The organism is Shewanella vesiculosa (assembly GCF_009994065.1).
In the GTDB taxonomy this organism is placed as follows: Bacteria; Pseudomonadota; Gammaproteobacteria; order Enterobacterales; family Shewanellaceae; genus Shewanella; species Shewanella vesiculosa.
Window position 1 is genome coordinate 1 of the sequence record NZ_JAACSD010000024.1, and the last position, 21,523, is coordinate 21,523.

The 21,523-nt window shown below is 43.6% G+C and carries 17 protein-coding genes; 6 read left to right on the top strand and 11 right to left on the bottom strand.

The window, feature by feature from the left end; genetic code table 11:
- Together GW828_RS18765 and GW828_RS18770 are read left to right on the top strand one after the other, a co-directional pair.
- On the top strand, window positions 1–1,135 hold a 1,135-nt coding region (locus GW828_RS18765; RefSeq protein WP_273693545.1), incomplete at its 5' end, for a Na+/H+ antiporter NhaC family protein.
- Between the two features lie 154 nt (window positions 1,136–1,289).
- The gene (locus GW828_RS18770; protein ID WP_124017988.1) at window positions 1,290–1,868 is read left to right on the top strand and encodes a thymidine kinase; all 579 of its coding nucleotides are present in this window, start codon (window positions 1,290–1,292) and stop codon (window positions 1,866–1,868) included.
- Window positions 1,869–1,998: 130 nt separating this feature from the next.
- Here GW828_RS18770 and GW828_RS18775 read toward each other — a convergent pair whose 3' ends face one another.
- Complete coding sequence (locus tag GW828_RS18775; protein WP_273059883.1) at window positions 1,999–3,789, bottom strand: acyl-CoA dehydrogenase C-terminal domain-containing protein; 1,791 nt, start codon at window positions 3,787–3,789, stop codon at window positions 1,999–2,001.
- A 345-nt stretch (window positions 3,790–4,134) separates the two neighbouring features.
- On the opposite strand from GW828_RS18775, the gene GW828_RS18780 reads away from it, so the two are divergent.
- Window positions 4,135–4,641, top strand: a complete 507-nt coding sequence (locus tag GW828_RS18780) for a TlpA family protein disulfide reductase (protein WP_124017990.1) — start codon at window positions 4,135–4,137, stop codon at window positions 4,639–4,641.
- Window positions 4,642–4,701: 60 nt separating this feature from the next.
- Here GW828_RS18780 and GW828_RS18785 read toward each other — a convergent pair whose 3' ends face one another.
- The gene (locus GW828_RS18785) at window positions 4,702–5,895 is read right to left on the bottom strand and encodes a cation:proton antiporter (protein WP_273059884.1); all 1,194 of its coding nucleotides are present in this window, start codon (window positions 5,893–5,895) and stop codon (window positions 4,702–4,704) included.
- Window positions 5,896–6,145: 250 nt separating this feature from the next.
- Between GW828_RS18785 and GW828_RS18790 the strand changes: the two genes are divergently transcribed.
- Complete coding sequence (locus GW828_RS18790; protein WP_273059885.1) at window positions 6,146–7,003, top strand: universal stress protein; 858 nt, start codon at window positions 6,146–6,148, stop codon at window positions 7,001–7,003.
- 262 nt (window positions 7,004–7,265) lie between these two features.
- Here GW828_RS18790 and GW828_RS18795 read toward each other — a convergent pair whose 3' ends face one another.
- The 8 genes from GW828_RS18795 to GW828_RS18830 form a co-directional block, all read right to left on the bottom strand.
- Entirely contained in the window at window positions 7,266–7,922 is a 657-nt protein-coding gene (locus GW828_RS18795; protein WP_124017993.1) for a 3-oxoacid CoA-transferase subunit B, read from the bottom strand.
- A 13-nt stretch (window positions 7,923–7,935) separates the two neighbouring features.
- Complete coding sequence (locus tag GW828_RS18800) at window positions 7,936–8,640, bottom strand: CoA transferase subunit A (protein WP_124017994.1); 705 nt, start codon at window positions 8,638–8,640, stop codon at window positions 7,936–7,938.
- A 73-nt stretch (window positions 8,641–8,713) separates the two neighbouring features.
- Window positions 8,714–9,616, bottom strand: coding sequence for a hydroxymethylglutaryl-CoA lyase (locus GW828_RS18805; RefSeq protein WP_273059886.1), 903 nt, complete (start codon window positions 9,614–9,616; stop codon window positions 8,714–8,716).
- Entirely contained in the window at window positions 9,617–11,647 is a 2,031-nt protein-coding gene (locus GW828_RS18810) for an acetyl/propionyl/methylcrotonyl-CoA carboxylase subunit alpha (RefSeq protein WP_273059887.1), read from the bottom strand.
- Window positions 11,647–12,462 (bottom strand): enoyl-CoA hydratase-related protein, encoded by an 816-nt coding sequence (locus tag GW828_RS18815; protein WP_124017997.1) that lies wholly within the window; start codon window positions 12,460–12,462, stop codon window positions 11,647–11,649. Before GW828_RS18815 ends, GW828_RS18810 begins: the two co-directional genes overlap by 1 nt.
- A gap of 38 nt (window positions 12,463–12,500) precedes the next feature.
- A complete protein-coding gene (locus GW828_RS18820) occupies window positions 12,501–14,108 on the bottom strand; it encodes a carboxyl transferase domain-containing protein (RefSeq protein WP_182742367.1) in 1,608 nt (535 codons plus the stop codon).
- Window positions 14,109–14,195: 87 nt separating this feature from the next.
- A complete protein-coding gene (locus tag GW828_RS18825) occupies window positions 14,196–15,365 on the bottom strand; it encodes an isovaleryl-CoA dehydrogenase (RefSeq protein ID WP_124017999.1) in 1,170 nt (389 codons plus the stop codon).
- A 125-nt stretch (window positions 15,366–15,490) separates the two neighbouring features.
- A complete protein-coding gene (locus GW828_RS18830) occupies window positions 15,491–15,901 on the bottom strand; it encodes a MerR family transcriptional regulator (protein WP_124018000.1) in 411 nt (136 codons plus the stop codon).
- 306 nt (window positions 15,902–16,207) lie between these two features.
- Between GW828_RS18830 and GW828_RS18835 the strand changes: the two genes are divergently transcribed.
- Both GW828_RS18835 and gndA read left to right on the top strand, forming a co-directional pair.
- The gene (locus GW828_RS18835; RefSeq protein WP_124018001.1) at window positions 16,208–18,127 is read left to right on the top strand and encodes a propionyl-CoA synthetase; all 1,920 of its coding nucleotides are present in this window, start codon (window positions 16,208–16,210) and stop codon (window positions 18,125–18,127) included.
- 698 nt (window positions 18,128–18,825) lie between these two features.
- Window positions 18,826–20,355, top strand: a complete 1,530-nt coding sequence (gene gndA, locus GW828_RS18840) for an NADP-dependent phosphogluconate dehydrogenase (RefSeq protein ID WP_124018002.1) — start codon at window positions 18,826–18,828, stop codon at window positions 20,353–20,355.
- A 92-nt stretch (window positions 20,356–20,447) separates the two neighbouring features.
- On the opposite strand, the gene GW828_RS18845 is transcribed toward gndA, so the two are convergent.
- Complete coding sequence (locus GW828_RS18845; protein ID WP_273059888.1) at window positions 20,448–21,341, bottom strand: 1,4-dihydroxy-2-naphthoate polyprenyltransferase; 894 nt, start codon at window positions 21,339–21,341, stop codon at window positions 20,448–20,450.
- Between the last annotated feature and the right edge of the window lie 182 nt (window positions 21,342–21,523).

The window sequence follows — 21,523 nt, forward strand, 5'->3', positions numbered from 1 at the left end:
TATCACGGACAGATACCATATTTCACGCGCAAAACTTGCCTATATTTTAGATTCTACCGCGGCACCGATTTGCGTTATTTCCCCGGTATCAAGCTGGGGAGCCTATATTATTGCGCTTATTGGCGGCATTTTAACTGCACATGGTTTTGCTGACTCAGGTCATTTAAGTGTCTTTATACAGATGATCCCGATGAACTTTTATGCCGTGTTCTCATTATTATTACTAGTGTGTGTGGCGACGTTCAGTTTAAACATAGGACCAATGCGTCAGCATGAATTAAATGCACTTCGTGGTGAGTTGTATGATGAATCAAAAGGCCAACCACCGGGAGCGGTTACTGATTTACCTGAAGCTGACACCGGTAAAGTGATTGGTTTATTTTTACCGATTGCGATATTAGTATTTGCGACCCTTTATTTTATGGTCTCTAGTGGGGCAGAAGCATTAGCGGCTAAAGAGCAGATGTTTAGTGTACTAGGTGCATTTGAAAATACTGATGTGAGTTCATCATTGTTTTTTGGTTCTATCGTCGGTTTGATTGCGACAGTGTTGTTGGCATTTCAACAGAAAGTAGAGCTGTCTATGTTGCTCAAAGGCATCTCTGTTGGTGCTCGTTCAATGTTACCCGCTATTTATATTTTATTGTTCGCTTGGACGATATCAAGTGTCATTGGTCAGCTTGAAACCGGTAAGTTTATGGCCAGTTTAGCAACTGATAATATTCCGTTTGCGCTATTGCCTGCCATGTTATTTCTATTGGCTGGGATAACCGCATTTTCAACGGGAACGAGTTGGGGAACCTTTGGTATTATGTTGCCTATAGCGGCCGATATGGCGATGGGGAGTGATAGCACCATGATGCTACCTATGCTAGCAGCTGTGCTTTCTGGTGCCGTATTTGGTGACCATTGCTCACCTATTTCCGATACCACTATTTTGTCATCAACGGGGGCGAGCTGCCATCATATCGATCATGTGGTGACCCAGCTTCCTTATGCACTTATCGCTGCGTTGATTAGTTTCGTCGGTTATATTGTGCTTGGTTTTACTGGCTCGTTAATGGCTGGATTGATTTGTTGTAGTGTGTTGTTTCTTATCAGTATCCTAGTATTGTACTTTTGGGCAAAAAAGTAATGCTACATCCTGATACTTATGAGTAATAAGCCGATTGATTAAGCTTTGAAAAAATGCCGTATTCATAACGAATACGGCATTTTTGTTTGTTGTTGCGAAGTTAAAAAAGGTAATATGGACGGTACTGACTGTCTAACCATTAGGACGCTACATTTTGGCGCAACTGTACTTTTATTATTCGGCGATGAATGCCGGTAAATCAACTTCGTTACTGCAGTCTTCTTATAATTATCGTGAGCGCGGTATGCATACCTTAGTGATGACAGCATCAATAGATAATCGATATGGTATTGGCAAAGTGTCTTCGCGTATTGGGATTGAAACCGATGCCCAGGTGTTTGGTAGTACTGACAATTTAATTGAGCTGATTTCGACATCCAATGACGAGCAAAAAATTCACTGCGTACTGATTGATGAGTGTCAGTTTTTAAGTAAAGAGCAGGTTAGGCAGATAACTTATGTTGTCGATAATCTCGATATCCCCGTATTATGTTATGGATTACGTAATGATTTTCAGGGTGAGTTATTTTCAGGTAGCCATTACTTGCTCGCTTGGGCAGATAAGCTCGTTGAATTAAAAACTATTTGTCATTGTGGCCGTAAAGCCAATATGGTGGTTCGCCTTGATCATGAAGGTAATCCTATGCGCGAAGGTGAACAAGTGGAGATTGGCGGTAACGAGAGTTACGAGTCGGTTTGTCGTAAGCATTTTCGCGAGTTTTTGTGGGATTAGTTGGCCATTAAAGACGTATTAGAATTACGTTAGCGACCGCTGCAGAATAAACAAAGCCGCTTAAATTAACATTGAAGCGGCTTTGTTATTTGTGTTTTAGGTGCTTATGTTTTAGGTGCTTATGTTGAGATTAAAAGTCAGCTGCTGTGAAATTGACAATATCAGCACTGCTAGCTTCAATTTGTTTGCGTAAGCTGCGAGTTTGGCTGCCCCAATAGCTCATGAAGAATTTTGCCGTATTAAGTTTAGCTTGATAAAACTCACTTTCTTCAGTACCAGCTTCTAATGCTGCCAATGATGTTGCCGCCACACGGGTCCACATCCAAGCCAGAGCGGTAATGCCAAAGAGTTGCATATATGGCATTGATGCTGCGCCAATAAGGTCTGGGTTTTTACTGGCCGATTGAACAATAAAACCAGTGGCTTTTTCAAGATCGCCCGCAGCGTCCATTAACCCTGCAAGATAGGGCTTCATGGCTTCGTTGCTGGAATTATCTTGAATAAGCTGTTTTACCATGCCTGACCATAACGTCAATGCTACACCTTTGTCGCTCAGTAATTTACGGCCTACTAAATCCAAAGCCTGAACGCCATTTGTGCCTTCATAAATCATTGCGATACGAATATCACGCACATACTGCTCCATACCCCATTCATTAATATAGCCATGACCGCCATAAACCTGCTGCGCATCTACGCATGCTTTAAAGCCTTGGTCGGTAACGAAACCTTTAACAATCGGTGTAAATAAAGCTGCCAGGGCATTTGCTTGTTTGGCTTTTTCCGGGTCAGTATGACGTTCTACTTGGTCAAGCCATAATGCCTGTTGGCCCATTAACGCACGTGTTCCTTCATTGAAAGACTTTTGCGATAACAGCATACGTCTTATGTCACCATGGACTAATAATGAGTCTGCGGCTTGTTCAGGCTGTTTAACACCACTTAATGCACGACCTTGAATGCGCTCTTTGGCATAAACAAGTGCATTTTGGTAAGCAATATCAGATACGCCTAAACCCTGAATACCGACACCCAGACGTGCTTGGTTCATCATGGTGAACATGGCTTTTAAGCCCTGATGTGGTGCACCAACTAATTCGCCAATTGCGCCATCAAAATGCATGACACAAGTTGAGTTACCGTGAATGCCCATTTTGTGTTCCAGACCCGTCGCACTCAGCGTATTGGCGTCACCTAAACTGCCGTCGGCATTGACTAAAAATTTCGGTACCGCAAATAATGAAATGCCTTTAACACCTTCTGGTGCATCGGGTAGGCGCGCTAATACTAAGTGAATAATATTATCAGCAAGATCGTGATCACCAGATGAAATAAAGATTTTCTCGCCGCTAATGGCAAACAGCTCATCTCCGGCAGGAATAGCTTTAGTGCGCAATAACGCTAAATCGGTACCAGCATGCGATTCAGTTAAGTTCATGGTTCCAGTCCATTCACCACTGACTAGTTTAGCTAAATACTTTTGTTTTAGTGCATCGCTGCCATGAACATGAATAGCAGAATAAGCGCCATGGGTTAACCCAGGATACATAGCAAAAGCCATGTTGGTCGCGGTTTTCATTTCGGTGGCAAAGGTACCAATCACTTCTGGCAGGCCTTGGCCGCCAAATTCAGGATCGCAGGTTAGTGTGGCCCAGCCATCTTCGACATACTGCTTGTAAGCTTGCTTAAACCCAGAAGGGGTGATGACTTTACCGTCAACCAATTTACAACCTTCCAAGTCACCGCTTGCATTGAGTGGCAACATGATGTCGGTAGTAAAGTCGGCGACACCTTGTAAAATCGCATCAGTTAAATCTGCATCTAATTCATCAAAACCACGTAAGTCAGTTTGTTGATAGACATTAAGCAGTTCAGACAGAATGAATTGATAATCACGCAGGGGAGCTTGGTAAATTGGCATAAGGTCATTCCTTGGTTATGGGGTCGTTAAGTTTGGTCGCGGCAGCAAGGTATCGTCTTGTTACTGGTCCAATCAGATTATGTTAGTTCAGCTAACATAACCAATTTCGAGTAAAAACTCAGTATTATTTTTACGTAAGCGTAAACTTATTTTGGTGCGTGAAATGTACCGATTTATTTACTCTTCAATATCCGAGTGACTTATTTGTTGTAATACCGTCTTCAGGCTTGGAAAGATCAACAAGTGCTCGCGAAACGATTATCTGAAATGCATATGAATACATAATGGCAACTCTCCGGTCTATATAGGTTAATACATAAAAATAATCCATAAATAGGGCGCGTTATGAAATTTGTTTGGTCAGTAGTCAGTATATCTGCATTGCTATTATTGTCTTTTATATCCCAAAGCACAGCCGATGCTGCTGCGAAAGTGGATGAGTCCGTTGCTACTAATTTTGAATTAATGACCTCTGATGGCCAATCATTTACTCTGCATGATTACGCCGGTAAACCGGTTATTTTGCATTTTTGGGCTACCTGGTGTCCATATTGTAAAAAGCTGCAACCCGGTTTAGAAAAACTACGACTTAACTACCAACACACTGACTTGCAAATGATTGGTATTAGTTTTAGCGAAGATGCTGGCGCCAATCCAGGGCAGAGTTTGCTCGATCGAGGTATAAAAATGACCACGCTGGTTTTAGGTGATGAGGTTGCTAAGTTGTATGGCATAACCGGTACCCCAACAACAGTGTTTATTGACCGAAGTGGTCACATTGCGTGGATGACCAATACGTCTGATCCTGACGACCCTAATTTGGACAAAGCGATACAGTTTTTATTAAAATAGCCATGATGAAAAGCCGATTGTTGTTTGCTCATCTATGATAGGTCATTGAGCTGATTATATTTATTCGGCTTGTTTACTTGAGGTATATTTTAAAAGAAGCGGCCCTATCAGGGTCGTTAGGGCGATAACCATGACTAATATGGCAAACTCTTTGGCTTGAATGACGTCAAGTTGGCGTCCCATCTCTGCAAATACTAATCCTACTTCACCTCTGGGTACCATTGCTGAACCCACAATCATTTTTTCGTGCCAGTTTGAGCTGGCCAACAATCCGGCCATGAATTTACTTGCTACGGCGATAAAAGTTAACCAAGCGAGTAATAGTAAGCCCATGAAGCTCATATCAAGTTGACTTAGATCCAGGCTGATGCCGACATAAACGAAAAAAATGGGGCTAAAGAGCTGTACTAGCGGCTTTGCTGATTGTTCCAGTTTGTGGGTATAGCTAAAGGGGTTTTTAAGGTATTGATTAAATGGCGAGGTAAATTGTCGTGACAAGCCCATTCCGACGGCAAAGCCACCTAAAATAGCCGGGGTACCAAACCAATGAGCTAACCAGGCAAATAAGCAAATCATTGCCGTGACAACAAACACTTCATAGCCGGGAATGCGTGTTTTAAGGTGAAGCCAGCGGGTTAAATAAATTATCACTCTAACCAGTGGCGGGCTGAAAATGATAAAGCAGGCAATCATGATAAATAATACTAAGGTTGAGCTTACGGCTAATTCTCCAGATGAGGCGAAATTAAACAACACGCTCAGTAGTATCACGCCAACGATATCATCGATAACCGCAGCCCCTAGAATAATTTGCCCAGCCGCACTTTGAGTTTGATTATTGAGTGCTAAAACTCGCATTGAAATACCAATGCTGGTGGCCGTTAATGCGCAACCAAAAAATAATGCTGTAAAAGGAGGTAGAGAAAGCCAATACAGGCTGGTTAATCCTGTGAAGAGTAAGGGTATTGCAATGCCTAACAATGCAACACTTACGGCTTTAGTACCAGAATGGGCAAGCTTTTTGATAGAGGTTTCACAGCCAATATCAAATAATAAAAAAATCACCCCCAGTTCTGCGATGATGGCTAATGTACTATGAGGTACAACCCAATTGAGTAGTGACGGGCCAATTAACATCCCCGCAGTGACTTCACCCACTACGCTGGGAAATCCTAATCGGTCACTAAGCTCACCTAACAATCTGCCCACAACAAGAATGAGAAAAAGTGACATTACAAAGCTGTTTATTGCCATTTATCCTCCTTCAGGTTAGGCAATATGTTATTGATTTGTGTGAACCCAATAAAGTTGATGTTGATCAATTTTAGTTGCGATACTTAAGCACAAACTTACGCTATTAGCTAAGCTAAAGATAGTTACTAGCTCACGTTTACTGAGTTTCTAATCGCAGAATACAAGGCAATTTTTGATAAGTATAATCTTAATATTTACATATGCTTGTCACGGTGTGAATATAGAAAAGATCTGAAATAAGGAGGTTTATATGAACAAAATGTTTGTTATCGCACAAATGGAACAAGCGCATATTGATGCAGTCGCGATAGGATTATCATTAGCCAAGCAGATGAACAAGCAGGCTGAAGTTTTTGCTTATACTTACGCCTATTTAAGTGGCACAGACAGTGATCAACCACGACTTGCTGGAGTGGTGCAAAAGCAGTTAATGCAACAACAAGAAGCGCAACTTCAGCAGCACTTAGATTCGCTTGATGCCGAGGATGTGCCGTTACATGTGATATGGAGTAAGTATCTTTTTGAACATGCTTGTCATCACTCTGCTCGCCATAGCTTTGATCTTATGGTTAAAGCTGTCCATCATTCTGATCATTATCTGCCCACTGATTGGCAGTTAATTCGCCATACCAAAATCCCACTATTACTCCTTACAAACAACCCACTTAATACCGGTAACACCACGCTAATTTCAATCGATTTAGGTACTGAAAATCCGACAAAGCAACGGCTTAATGACGCCGTTATTGCTAATGGCCTGCAGCTTGCTAAAGCGACTGGAACACAGTTGCATGTGGCTTATGTGTTACGAATTCCGCAAATTGTTCGCGACATGGATTTGCTCGACATTAATGCTTTAGTTAAAAAAGCGTATGCAGAACATCAGCAAAAAATTGCTGACATAGGAGTTGACGCTGATTGTATGCATATTATCTCAGGTGAGCCTGAACTGTGTCTGTTTGAACTGGCATGTCGGTTAAAAAGCCAATATTTTGTGATTGGTGCGCGGCAACGGCAAGGATTACTAGGGCGCATTATTGGTAATACAGCGGAATCTATTTTGAGCCGGATGCGCAGTAATGTGTTGGTGATCCCAGCAGAAGATTAAATCGACAATATCACGACTCATAGCGTCGCCATTTAAGCCTATTTCATCGTTGAAAAATGCTCATTTAAACCATAAAACTGCGCATTTTTTCCTTGAACTCAGCATAAATGGCTTAGCCTGTGCATTTACATTTTGATATTCACATCTCAAAGTAGAAAAGGGGCTGAGTCGCTACAGTAGTCATATTAGATAAAAGTATAAAAAAGCCCGCATCATTAAGTTAAATTGGCGGGCTTGGTTGATCTTAACTGTTTAATAGAGATTAAAAGGTCATTTCCGGTACGTGGTCTGGTACCACTAACTTACCTGCTGTTTTAGCAACAATTTCATCAACCGTCACACCGGGCGCGCGTTCAAGTAAATGAAACGCACCATCTTTAATTTCGATAAAGGCTAAATCTGTCATCACCCGTTTAATACAGCCATAGCCCGTTAATGGTAACTCGCAGGTTGATAATAGTTTCGAGTTGCCGTATTTGTCCGCATGCATCATGGTGACAATAATATTGTCGGCGCCCGCGACTAAATCCATGGCGCCGCCCATACCTTTAATCAGTTTGCCTGGGATCATCCATGAGGCGATAGAGCCGTTAACATCCACTTCAAATGCGCCCAGTACCGTGAGGTCGACATGGCCGCCACGGATCATGGCAAAGCTTTCTGCTGATGAAAAGAATGACGCGCCTGCAACCGCGGTTACCGTTTGCTTGCCAGCGTTGATAAGATCGGCATCGATGTTGTCTTCGGTAGGAAATTCGCCCATACCCAGTAAACCATTTTCAGATTGCAACATTACTTGTATGCCGTGTGGGATATAGTTAGCGACTAGGGTAGGGATACCGATACCTAGGTTAACATAAAAGCCATCTTGTAATTCTTTTGCTACGCGCTGGGCGAGTTGTTCTCTGGTCAGTGCCATGGTGTTGTCTCCCTTATTTCGCAGCTTTGACGGTACGTTGCTCGATACGTTTTTCAAAGCTAGCTTTGATCACGCGATCGACATAAATACCCGGTGTATGAATATGGTCTGGATCGAGTTCACCAGGTGCAACAATTTCTTCGGCTTCAACTACGGTAATTTTACCTGCGGTGGCCATCATCGGATTAAAGTTTGCTGCGGTTTTGCGAAACACTAAGTTACCCATAGTGTCCGCTTTCCACGCGCGAATTAAAGCAAAGTCAGCGGTCAACGATTCTTCTAATACGTAGTGACGCCCTTTGATTTCACGGGTTTCTTTACCGTCGGCAATCGGCGTGCCGTAACCTGTGGCGGTAAAGAATGCCGGAATACCTGCACCGCCGGCACGGATTTTTTCAGCCAGTGTGCCTTGCGGGGTTAAGATAACGTTGAGCTCGCCGGATAACATTTGCTGTTCAAAGGTGGCGTTTTCTCCTACGTAAGAGGCAATCATGGTTGAAATTTGGTGCTGTTTCAGTAACAGTCCTAAGCCAAAGTTATCAACCCCAGCATTATTTGAAATGGCGGTTAAGCCTTTAACATCCATAGTCACCATATGATTAATTAGGCCTTCAGGAATGCCACACAATCCAAAGCCGCCGACCATAATGGTCATATCATCTTTCAGTCCTGCTAGCGCTTCTTCATAGCTGTGGACGACTTTATTGAAACCTGCCATCTTGTTGTCCTTATCGTTATATTTATATCAGTGGTTAGCGCTATACCGTGCTAACCATGTTGAGTATATGTGATTATGTTCTGATTGCATTTGCTACTTTGGACCCATTGCTGCGCCCCAATGCGCGGCTAACGGTATCGCCTGCGAGTGCAAGCTTGTTCAGATCTATGCCGGTATCTATGCCCATGCCATGGAGCATGTAGACCAGGTCTTCTGTCGCTAAGTTACCCGATGCGCCCTTTGCGTAAGGGCAGCCACCAAGACCCGCAACTGATGCGTCAAATACGCTAACACCGGTTTCAAGGCAGGCAAGAATATTGGCCAGAGCTTGGCCATAAGTGTCATGAAAGTGCAGAGCTAATTTATCCACTGGCACGACATTCGCAACGGCTTCAACCATTTTTCGAGCATCATTTGGTGTGCCAACACCTATGGTGTCGCCAAGGGATATTTCGTAGCAACCCATCTGGTAAAGGATTTCAGATACTCTAGCGACTTCGCTGACGTTAATATTGCCTTCGTACGGGCAACCGAGTACACAAGATACATAACCACGTACGGCGATATTATGTTTTTTTGCTTCCTCGATTAACGGCATAAAGCGAGCAATTGACTCATCAATTGAGCAGTTAATATTTTTTTGACTAAAGCTTTCAGACGCTGCACCAAAAATAGCCACTTCATCAGCGCCAGCAGCAAGAGCCAGTTCAAAGCCTTTTAAATTGGGCGTCAAGGCACTGTAAACCACGCCAGGGTGACGATTAATTTGACCTCTAAGTTGATGAAACACGGCATCGGAATCGGCCATTTGTGGCACCCACTTAGGTGACACAAAGCTGCCTGCTTCAATTCGCTTAACACCAGCATCGGCCAGTTGTTCAATCAATGTCAGTTTGTCTGCCGTTGTTACCGGCACTTCATTTTGCAAACCGTCACGGGCACCGACTTCAAAAATACTGACTTTAGTGGGTAACATTTACGCTTCCTCGATGCTGGTTTCAGTCACTAATGGCTCAACATTTAATAGTTGAGCGCCATCGCTGACAAGTTCACCGCTTTGGAAATAAAACTCACTGACTACACCATCAAACGGTGCTTCAATGGTGTATTCCATTTTCATCGCTTCCATCACCAGTAAACCTTGACCCGCTTTAACTTCATCACCTACTTCCACTAAATGCGTCACTACGGTGCCATTCATGGGGGCTTTGAGCTTATCGGCATGGTTAACCACTTCGCCAGCGACTTGAGCCAATATCGCCTTAAAATGATAACTGCCAGACGGCAAGAATAAAGTGAAATCATCGCCTTGATGGCTAACTGGGATTTTACTTTTATGACCGTTAATTTCGGCTAATAGTAAATCGGCTTTGAGTTCACCGGCTAACGTCAGTACTTGGTCGTGTAAACACAGTTGATACTGTTCGCCAATGGCGGTGAGTAATAAATCATGTTGCTGAACATCGGCTGCGGTATCAGTTAATAGCGATACGTGATGCACGCTAGAGCTGTTTAATCTAAAGCCGCTGACCAAGCCCCATGGAGAATAAGGATCGGCACTGTTGATTGCTAATGCTTTAGCCGCTTGCTTACGTGACAGTACTTGAAAAAGCCCTGCTAGCGCTAAAGCTGTATCGGCTTCAACGGCCGCATCACCAATTAAGGTGTCGCCATAGCGTTCAATAAAGTCAGTACAGAAATCTGCAGCAGCAAACGCTGGGTGTTCGGCAATGTTAGCTAAAAATTCGATATTATGTTTAAGGCCACTAATTTGGTATGACTCTAGCGCATGCACTAAGCGTTGTAATGCGCGAGGGCGCGACTCATCCCACACAATCAATTTAGCAATCATTGGGTCATAAAAGTTACTGATAATATCGTTTTCACGAATGCCAGAATCAATACGCACGTGACGATTTTGCTCTGGTTCACGTAAAAAGTTGAGCTTGCCACTGGCTGGTAAAAATTCGTTTTGCGGATCTTCAGCGTATATCCGCACTTCAAATGAATGACCATGAATGCGCACTTCATCTTGGCTCAGTGGCAATTCACCACCACTGGCGACCAAAAGCTGCCATTTAACCAAATCTTGGCCAGTGACCATTTCAGTTACTGGGTGTTCAACTTGGAGGCGAGTATTCATTTCCATGAAATAAAAGCTGTTGTCGGTATCCAGTAGAAACTCAACGGTACCAGCGCCGACATAATCAATGGCTTTGGCGGCTGCAACGGCAGCGTTACCCATCTGCGCACGTAACTCATCAGATAAACCTGGAGCAGGCGCTTCTTCAACCACTTTTTGATGGCGACGCTGAATAGAGCAATCACGATCTGACAAATAAATGGCATGGCCGTGGCTGTCAGCAAACACTTGCACTTCAACATGGCGCGGCTGACGTAAGTAGCGTTCCATCAAGAGTTTGTCATTGCCAAAAGACGAGATGGCTTCACGGCGCGCTGATTTAACGGCTTCTAGGATTTCACCGTCGTTTTCTACGATACGCATCCCTTTACCGCCGCCGCCATAAGCCGCTTTAATCAGTAACGGGAAGCCGATAGCTTTGGCCTGAGCAATTAATGTGGCATCAGTTTGATCGTCGCCGTGATAACCCGGTACGAGCGGCACATTGGCTTTAGACATGATGTTTTTGGCAGCACTTTTACTGCCCATGGCATCAATAGCGTCGCTACCTGGGCCAACAAAAGCGATGCCATTTTGTTCACATTTACGTGCAAACTCAGCATTTTCAGACAGAAAACCATATCCAGGATGAATGGCTTGTGCACCTGACTTTTTGGCTATCTCAATAATTAAATCGGCTTTTAAATACGAGTCAGCAGGAGCACTGCCGCCCAAATAAAACGACTCGTCTGCCATGGCAACATGACGGGCGTCTTTGTCAGCATCAGAATATAAAGCAATGGTGCGTACGCCCATGGTTTGTGCCGTTTTAATAATACGACATGCAATTTCACCACGGTTTGCTATCAGTAATTTGGTAAACATTATTGGGCTCCTTGTGGATCAGATTTGACGGTTTGCCATGCGGGGGCTCTTTTTTCAAAAAAGGCATTAAGGCCTTCTTGTCCTTCATCTGATACACGAATTCGAGCAATTTGCTCGCTGGTATAATTGAGCGTGGCGTCATCAATAACGCCATCTTCTAAACGCGATACTAAGGTTTTTACCCAAGCCATGCCCTGAGGGCTATTGGCATTAAATGCCGTGATAAAGGGCGCTGCGGCAGCATCTAGGTCATCGTTAATCTGGTGGATAACTTGATGGCTTAAGGCTACATCGGCACTAAAGCGCTCTGCCGTTAGCATAAAGCGACGCGATTGACGATTACCCATGGCGCGCACCACATAAGGACTGATCACTGCGGGGATAAGACCGAGCTTAACTTCGCTTAAACAGAAGCTGGCACCTGTTGTTGCAATGGCAATGTCGCAGCAACAAATTAATCCTAATGCACCGCCAAAGGCAGCACCTTGAACCAGAGCGATAGTGGGTTTTGGGAATTTGTCGAGTACATGCATTAATTTGGCAAGCTCGTGAGCGTCAGCAAGGTTTTGGCCAACGTCCATTTTTGCTTGTTTACGCATCCAATTAAGGTCGGCGCCGGCACTGAAGTTTTTGCCATTGGCACGTAAGATCAGCATGTTGCATTGGCTGTCATTAGCAAAGTTTTTGATGGCATTGATCATTTCGCTGATCATCACCTCATCAAAGGCATTATGCACTTCAGCCCGGTTTAAGATCAGTTGGGCAACACCTTGTGATATGTCACATTCAATGTGTTTATATTGGGTCGTTAACATTGTTACTTACTCCTAGTTAGTTGAATTAGCCGCATCAATTACATGCGGAACACCCCAAAACGGGTATCTTCAATAGGAGCATTTAACGCCGCCGATAAGGCTAAGCCGACTACGTCACGGGTTTGCGCCGGATCAATAATGCCATCATCCCAAAGACGGGCACTGGCATGATACGGGTGGCCTTCTTTTTCGTATTGTTCAACTATCGGTTTACGAAATGCTTGTTCATCTTCAGTAGACCATTCAATCCCTTTACGGGCTAAACCATCGCGGCGCACTGTTGCTAACACGCCAGCAGCTTGTTCGCCGCCCATCACTGAAATCCGCGCGTTAGGCCACATCCACATCATGGTTGGTTCAAATGCGCGACCACACATGCCGTAGTTACCGGCGCCATAACTGCCACCGATAATTACAGTAAATTTAGGTACATTGGCACAAGATACTGCGGTGACCATTTTGGCGCCGTGTTTGGCAATGCCTTCGTGTTCGTACTTTTTACCGACCATAAAGCCGGTGATATTTTGTAAGAATAATAATGGGATTTTGCGTTGGCAACACAGTTCGATAAAGTGAGCGCCTTTTTGCGCCGACTCAGAAAATAAAATACCGTTATTGGCTACAATCCCGACCGGATAACCATGAATGCGTGCAAAACCACACACTAAGGTTGCACCGTAATTGGCTTTAAATTCGTCAAAGTCAGAATCATCAACGATACGGGCAATCACTTCTTTAACGTCGAACGGCTTTTTAAGGTCAGTGCCGACAATGCCGTACAATTCGTGGATATCAAATTGTGGTGGTTTAACTGGACTTAATAGGCTTTTGATTTCTTTTTGATGATTCAAGCGCAATACAGCACGGCGAGCAAGTTCAAGTGCGTGATCATCATTTTGCGCCAGATGATCGGCTACACCGGATATTTTAGTGTGCACTTCTGCACCGCCGAGCTCTTCTGCACTGACTTCTTCACCTGTTGCCGCTTTCACCAGTGGCGGACCCGCTAAAAAGATGGTGCCTTGATCTTTAACAATAATAGATTCATCAGCCATCGCAGGCACATACGCGCCGCCCGCGGTACATAAGCCCATTACCACAGCAATTTGAGGGATGCCCTTGGCCGACATTTGTGCTTGGTTATAGAAAATTCGGCCGAAATGATCGCGGTCTGGAAAGACTTCATCTTGGCGGGGTAAATTCGCGCCGCCAGAATCGACTAGGTAGATACACGGTAAATGGCAACGGCTAGCAATATCTTGAGCACGTAAGTGTTTCTTCACTGTGATCGGATAGTAGGTGCCGCCTTTTACGGTGGCATCGTTGGCGATGATCATGCATTCAACCCCACTCACGCGACCAATACCAGCAATCACACCTGCAGCAGGCACTTCTTCGTCATACACTTCATAAGCGGCAAATTGCGATAACTCTAAGAAGGGAGAACCTGGGTCAAGCAGCTTTTCGACACGCTGGCGAGGCAATAATTTACCGCGCGACAAATGACGTTCAAGGGCGACCGGGCCACCACCTTGTGCGATTTTTGCTAGTTTTTGTTGAAGATCATTGACTAATAACGCCATGCTGTCTGACTTGGCTTTAAATTCGTCACTGCGAGGATTGATGCGGCTGCTCAGTTGCGTCATTTCTATGTCCTTAATGAAGCAAAAATAGGGGCTTGATAAGGGCGACAAGATACGCTTGATATGTCGCCCTACTGGGGCAAGTGTTACTTACTTTGACTCGTTAAATAATTCGCGGCCAATTAACATGCGGCGAATTTCTGAGGTACCTGCACCAATTTCGTAAAGTTTGGCATCACGCAATAAACGGCCAGTGGCATACTCGTTGACATAACCATTGCCGCCGAGAAGCTGAATTGCGTCTAGGGCCATTTTAGTGGCAAGTTCTGCACTGTATAAAATAGCGCCAGCGGCATCTTTACGCGTGGTTTCACCGCGGTCACATGACTTGGCGACGCTGTAAACATAAGCGCGGGCGGCATTCATACCCGTGTACATGTCGGCTAACTTGCCTTGCACTAGTTGGAATTCACCGATCGATTTGCCAAATTGTTCACGTTCATGAATGTATGGCACCACTATGTCCATACAAGCCGACATAATGCCTAGTGGACCGCCAGCTAATACAACGCGCTCGTAGTCTAGGCCGCTCATAAGTACTTTTACGCCATTATTGAGGCCGCCTAAGATGTTTTCTTCAGGCACTTCACAGTCTTCAAACACCAATTCACAGGTGTTTGAACCGCGCATACCTAACTTGTCGAGTTTTTGGGCTTGGCTAAACCCTTTTGATCCACGTTCAACGATAAACGCGGTAATGCCATGTGCGCCTTTATTTAAATCGGTTTTAGCATAAATCACATAGGTGTGAGCATCTGGACCATTAGTGATCCACATTTTGTTGCCGTTCAAGATGTAACGATCGCCTTCTTTACGAGCATGCAGTTTCATTGATACTACATCGGAACCGGCATTGGGTTCACTCATGGCTAAGGCACCAATGTGTTCGCCACTGACCAGTTTTGGTAAATATTTGGCTTTTTGAGCCTCATTACCATTACGGTTGATTTGGTTAACACACAAGTTTGAATGGGCACCATAACTAAGACCAATAGAGGCAGATGCTCGGGAAATTTCTTCCATTGCCACCACATGGGCAAGATAACCCATGTTGGCGCCGCCATATTGCTCATCAACGGTGACGCCAAGTAAGCCCATATCACCTAATACTGGCCATAATTGGTTAGGAAAGGCGTTGTCGATATCGACTTGGGCGGCCATTGGGGCAATCTCGTTAGCGGCAAAACCACGAACAGCGTCACGTAACATGTCTACATCTTCACCTAAACCGAAGTTTAAGCTGGTATATAAGTCGCTCATTTGTTTGTGTCCTGTTGAATTTTATTATGTGCTGCCAACGCTTTTTATGGGCGTTTTTGGCAGTTTTGTGTCAGTTTTGGCTTAATTGAGTAAGCCTTTTACAATTATTAGCTGTTATAAATTGATTACTTTATTTTTCTCGTCGCATTGTCAGTCAGTGCCGCTTTACATTGTTGCTCGGCAGAATTGAGCTCCATTAGCACCACTTTAATGTCATCCATTTGCTGTTGCAGAGCCGATTTTTTCTCATTGACTAAGTCAAGCATGGTGTTGAGTTGGGTTGAGCTGCTTTTATCGGCATCATAAAGTTCAAACAGACGGCGTGTTTCTGCTAATGAAAAGCCAAGGCGCTTGCCGCGTAAAATGAGTTTTAAACGCACGCGATCTTTGAGGCTGTATATGCGAGTTTGTCCGCGACGCTTAGGTTTGATCAATCCTTGGTCTTCGTAAAAACGAATACTGCGGGTGGTGATATCAAATTCTTTTGATAAGTCACTGATTGAATATGTTGATTGAGTGCTAGTGGTTGTGCTCATCATGTCACCAAAAGTGTTTCTTTTGATGCAAGATATATGAAGTTTACGTAAAGGTAAAGTTTGAGAGGTGGTTATTGGCTGCGTGCTTGTTAATTTTGCTTGCCACTAGAATGTTATTATACCTTAACTGTTTGTTATATTTTGCAATTTATTACCATGGTTTTTTTACTGTTATCGATTAAATACTTAGTTGAATGCTAAGGTTTTTTTGTTGGTTTTAGTGCTTCTTATCCCTTTGTCTAATAGGGGTATTTGATGAATTCTGTTCATAATCACTGCAATACAAGCTGATTAACGGAGAGCAATATGGCTGATTTAGGACTATCAATGCATGCACAATCGATAGCCGAGCCCGAAGTGTTTTGGCAACAAGCTGCACAGGCCATTAGTTGGGACCAAGTGCCAAAAACCGTCTTAGATGACAGTAACAAGCCTTTTTATCGATGGTTTGCCGATGGCAAAATGAATACCTGTTTTAATGCATTAGACCGCCATGTCATTGCTGGTAGAGGTGATCAAACGGCTATTCATTATATTAGCCCTGTAACCCATCACGAATATTCAGTGAGTTATCAATCAGTGTTGGCGCAGGTGAAACGGCTCGCTGGACTGATGATATCGTTAGGAGTTACCAAGGGCGATAGAGTCGTTATTTATATGCCGATGGTACCCGAAACGGCTTACGCCATGTTGGCGTGTGCAAGGATTGGCGCAATTCACTCAGTGGTGTTTGGTGGTTTTGCGGCCAATGAGCTTTCTACACGAATCAATGATGCTAAACCGAAATTAATTCTCTCAGCTTCATGTGGTATTGAACCTTCTGGTGTAGTGCCATACAAACCTCTGCTAGACGACGCATTATCCCAAGCGACTCATCAAGTCGATCATTGTATTATTCTCAATCGCACCGAATACCAAGCTGAGCTAACTTCACCTCGAGACCTTGATTGGTACAATGCCCTAGTCGATGCGCCTGATGCTGAATGTGTATCGTTGGATGCAACCGATCCTTTATATGTGCTTTATACATCAGGTACTACAGGTCAGCCTAAAGGTGTGGTGCGTGATAACGGCGGTCATGCAGTTGCTTTAGCATGGTCGATGAAACATATTTATGACATTGGTATTGGCGATGTGTTTTGGGCGGCATCAGATGTTGGCTGGGTGGTAGGGCACTCGTACATCGTTTACGGGCCATTATTAGTAGGTGCGACAACCATAATGTACGAAGGGAAACCGATAGGCACCCCTGATGCTGGCGCTTTTTGGCGGATAATTGAACAGAAGCAAGTTCGCAGCTTTTTTACTGCGCCAACGGCCATTCGTGCTATTAAACGGGAAGATCCTCAAGGCGACTTTATCAAGCAATTTGATTTAAGCTGCCTTAAGCAAATGTACTTGGCCGGTGAGCGCTGTGATCCAGATACCCTAAATTGGAGTCAGCAGCATTTAGGTAAGCCAGTGGTTGATCATTGGTGGCAAACAGAAACCGGTTGGCCTGTGGCAGCTAATTTGATGGGCACAGATCCAATTGAAATTAAAGCTGGTTCTCCTGCGCGCGCGGTACCTGGGTATCAAGTGGAAATCCTTGATGCTATGGGACAACAAGTGGCGCCCAATGAAAGTGGTAACGTGGTGATAAAGCAACCGTTACCTCCAGGCACACTAACGACTTTGTGGCAAAACGATAAACGTTATATCGACAGTTACTTGTCTATGTATCCAGGGTATTACTTGACTGGTGATGCAGGATATATCGATGAAGATGGCTACTTATATATTATGAGCCGCATTGACGACATTATTAATGTCGCCGGACATCGTTTATCCACAGGCCGATTTGAAGAAGTCTTATGCCAGCACGATGCAGTTGCTGAGGCAGCGGTAATTGGTGTGCAAGATAAACTAAAAGGCCAAGTGCCGCTTGGATTAGTTGTACTTAAAAATGGCGTTACTATGTCTGATGAGGCTCTTTATAAAGAGTTACTGGCACTAGTGCGTCATGAAATTGGCCCAGTAGCTTCCTTTAGGCTTGTGAGTGCAGTACAAAAACTGCCAAAAACCCGTTCTGGGAAAATATTACGAGCCACCATGCGTAAAATTGCTGATAACAATGAATATACTGTTCCAGCAACCATTGAAGACCCGATGACGCTAGATATTATTCGCACAGCATTAACTAAGATGGGTTACGCGGATGCACTGGCTAAAGAATTAACTGTTTAGTGTGTAATCCCATGCCAATTAAAGTTAACCAATGACATTGTGTTGATGAAAGGTAACCTAAAAAAGCGAGCATAATTAGCTCGCTTTTTTATTTGCAGATAAATACTCGTGATAGTTTTGAAATCCAGTATTGCGATTATTATCTGCTATTACAGTAAACGCCAATTTAATATTAAGCTCACGCCAGCTTTGGGGCGATTTATCGATTAGGTGGTGAAAGCTGGACTATGTGTCATGCAGAGGGGCAAACGCAAAGTATAGACGTTATGTATCAATAAAAATAAGAGATAATGGGTCACTAAATTATCGCTTTATGTATGACATAACATAAGGTTTAACAGGTTGAAACTGCGAAGTTTCAACCTGTTATTTTGTCAATATCCTGTCTTGAAACAGGTTTATACTTTTAAGGTGAGACAGAATAGGTCGATTGCCATCTTTATAAGCTTAAAAATGTTGATATTTAATAAATTTTTGTTGATGGATTAGTACTAGATTGAGAGGCATGTTTTTTATTAAGTTATTGTCTTTAATAATGAATAGCTACTTTAAATTTTATTAATATGTAGTATCCTGCTTTATTAGTACAGACGACAGCCATTTTGTGACTGTAATTTAGTTACAAGAATCGTTATAATTGCCACCCAAATGGATTCGCACTACGCGATTAATCTCTGTGACCTGTGGAAACATACACTATGAATAACCACACCCAACAATCTCACGTCGGCGTTATCGGCCTCGGTGTGATGGGCAAGAATCTCGCATTAAACATTGCTGACAATGGCTACCATGTCGCTGTTTTCGATTTAGATACTCCAAAAGTCAATGCTGCTGTGGCTCAAGAACAAAGTGAGCGCAAAGCAAATACCGCCCCCCGCATGTCCCCATGTAACAATCTTACAGAAATGCTGGCCAAATTAGTTGAACCTCGAGTGATCGTGTTATCTGTGCCTGCAGGCGCACCAGTTGATGGTGTGTGTAAATCGTTAATTGAAGCAGGTATTGAAGCTAACGACATTGTTATTGATACAGGCAATAGCTTGTGGACCGATACCGTTGATCGTGAAGCTCACTATAAAGGCCAGTTTATTTTCTTTAGCTCGGCGGTTTCTGGTGGTGAAGTGGGTGCACGTTTTGGACCATCGTTAATGCCAAGTGGTGACGAAAAAGCTTGGCATTATGTTGAGCCTATTTGGAAAGCTATTGCGGCTAAAGTTGATCCAGCAACAGGTTTACCGATTGAGCGTTTTGAGCCTGGTAATCCGGTCACTGAAGGTGAGCCGTGTACGACCTATATTGGTCCTGCGGGTTCTGGTCATTACGTTAAAATGGTTCATAACGGTATTGAATATGCAGATATGCAGCTTATTTGCGAAGCATATCAATTACTCAGTGACGGTTTAGGCCTATCTGCCAATGAAATCAGTACCATATTCAATGGTTGGAATAAAGGTATTCTTAACAGCTACCTTATGGGCATTAGTGCTGAAGTCTTGCAACAAGCCGATCCGTTAACGGGCAAACCTTTAGTTGAAATGATTTTGGACAAAGCGGGCCAAAAAGGTACTGGTTTATGGACGGCAGTGAGCAGCTTACAAATTGGTTGCCCGGCGCCTACAATTGCTGAAGCTGTTTATGCGCGTGCTGTGAGCACCCAGAAAAACTTGCGCATGCAGTTAAGCTCTAAGCTTGCTGGCCCTGCACCAATCAGCTTTAGTGAAGCTGACAAAGCTGAATTTATTGCTAATCTTGAAGATGCTTTATATTGCGCTAAAGTGTGCTGTTATGCTCAAGGCTTTCAACTGATGGCGATGGCAGCAAAAGAGCAAAGCTGGAGTTTAGATTTTGCTGAAATCGCAAAAATTTGGCGTGCAGGTTGCATTATTCGTGCGACTTTCTTGCAATCAATTACTCAGGCTTATCAAGAAGATGCAAATCTTGCAAACTTATTGATGGCTGATATCTTTAGCCAAACATTGTCGCAAAAACACCTTAACTGGCGTAAAACAGTTGCTGCATCAGTTATGCAAGGTATTCCTGCTCCCTGTATTAGTTCGGCTATTGCCTATTACGACAGTTATCGCTGTGAAATGCTACCTGCTAACTTGTTACAAGGTCAGCGTGACTTTTTTGGTTCGCATACTTTCGAGCGTACGGATAAGCCAGCAGGTGAGAAATATCATTTAGATTGGAGCGCTAAAGAGCGTACTTTATCAAAAGTATAATGGTTCTTAAGCTTAAAAAGGCGCCTCATTTACAATGAGGCGCCTTTTTATTTTTAATAAATAGATTTATCGCAGTGAGTGAAAGAACAGAGTTAACTAAGCGAAAAATACAGGCCAACACTGAACAGTACACTGAAAATCATCGTTAATTTTGCTGTTTGCCCAAGTATTGGGTTTAATGCTTCACCGGTATTGTTGTGAAATTCGCGGCTGAGATTACGCGCAATAATTAACGATGCTCCCGATAATAATACGGGTAAACCTTCGAAGGCTCCGAGTAAAAATCCGGCAATAATGATACCAAAGGGTAAGTAGACAAAGCTTTGATATAGCACTTTAGCTTGCGCTTCACCAATCCTCACTGCAAGCGTGTTTTTACCGGCTTTAGTATCAGTTGAAATATCTCTAGTATTATTGACCAGCATGATAGCCGCATTGAAAAAGCCAATGGCGCAACCGAGTAACCACGCGGTCATGGTGGTGGTTCCTGCTTGTAAATAGTAACTGCCAACAACGGCTACCAAACCGAAAAATACAAATGCAGCTATTTCACCTAATCCATGTGATGCCAGTGGGTAGGGGCCTCCGCTATAACATAACGCGCCTAAAATAGAGGCGACAGCGAGAATCGCAATAGGCCAGCCACCGTGCACTATCAATAACGAACCGACTAATAATGATGTGATCAGGCAGCTAATCATGGCATTTCGTACTGATGAGGGGGCTAGGATACCACTTTGGGTGACTCTAATAGGACCGATACGTTCTTCTGTGTCTATACCATTTTTAAAGTCAAAGTAGTCGTTCGCGAGATTAACTGAAATTTGTAATAATATCGCACATAACATTGATGTGAAGGCAATAAGTAAGCTAAATTGTTCGAGCCCAATGGCCAGCATGTTGCCAATTAATAATGGACCAATTGCCGCTGGTAGCGTACGAGGTCGGATAGCCATAAACCATGATTGCATTGAGCTAGGTTGCATAATATTGTGAGACGCAGTGTTGATTAGTCATGTCTAATAGCATATCAAATATTCATTTAGACTGCAGATATGAATATTTGCGTTGCATCACTATTTTACGATTTGTCATTAGATAACTGAAATTCACTATAATCATCGAATAAGCTAGAAAAAATCAGCTTAACTGAGGTAACCTTAACGTT

Bases quoted from the DNA above. Each gene is read 5' to 3' on its own strand.
- GW828_RS18775 (WP_273059883.1), bottom strand. From the start codon at position 3,789: ATGCCAATTTACCAAGCTCCCCTGCGTGATTATCAATTCATTCTGTCT.
- GW828_RS18780 (WP_124017990.1), top strand. From the start codon at position 4,135: ATGAAATTTGTTTGGTCAGTAGTCAGTATATCTGCATTGCTATTATTG.
- GW828_RS18800 (WP_124017994.1), bottom strand. From the start codon at position 8,640: ATGGCAGGTTTCAATAAAGTCGTCCACAGCTATGAAGAAGCGCTAGCA.
- GW828_RS18845 (WP_273059888.1), bottom strand. From the start codon at position 21,341: ATGCAACCTAGCTCAATGCAATCATGGTTTATGGCTATCCGACCTCGT.
- GW828_RS18825 (WP_124017999.1), bottom strand. From the start codon at position 15,365: ATGAGCGACTTATATACCAGCTTAAACTTCGGTTTAGGTGAAGATGTA.
- GW828_RS18835 (WP_124018001.1), top strand. From the start codon at position 16,208: ATGGCTGATTTAGGACTATCAATGCATGCACAATCGATAGCCGAGCCC.
- GW828_RS18830 (WP_124018000.1), bottom strand. From the start codon at position 15,901: ATGAGCACAACCACTAGCACTCAATCAACATATTCAATCAGTGACTTA.
- GW828_RS18805 (WP_273059886.1), bottom strand. From the start codon at position 9,616: ATGTTACCCACTAAAGTCAGTATTTTTGAAGTCGGTGCCCGTGACGGT.
- GW828_RS18785 (WP_273059884.1), bottom strand. From the start codon at position 5,895: ATGGCAATAAACAGCTTTGTAATGTCACTTTTTCTCATTCTTGTTGTG.
- GW828_RS18815 (WP_124017997.1), bottom strand. From the start codon at position 12,462: ATGTTAACGACCCAATATAAACACATTGAATGTGACATATCACAAGGT.
- GW828_RS18810 (WP_273059887.1), bottom strand. From the start codon at position 11,647: ATGTTTACCAAATTACTGATAGCAAACCGTGGTGAAATTGCATGTCGT.
- GW828_RS18795 (WP_124017993.1), bottom strand. From the start codon at position 7,922: ATGGCACTGACCAGAGAACAACTCGCCCAGCGCGTAGCAAAAGAATTA.
- GW828_RS18820 (WP_182742367.1), bottom strand. From the start codon at position 14,108: ATGACGCAACTGAGCAGCCGCATCAATCCTCGCAGTGACGAATTTAAA.
- GW828_RS18790 (WP_273059885.1), top strand. From the start codon at position 6,146: ATGAACAAAATGTTTGTTATCGCACAAATGGAACAAGCGCATATTGAT.
- gndA (WP_124018002.1), top strand. From the start codon at position 18,826: ATGAATAACCACACCCAACAATCTCACGTCGGCGTTATCGGCCTCGGT.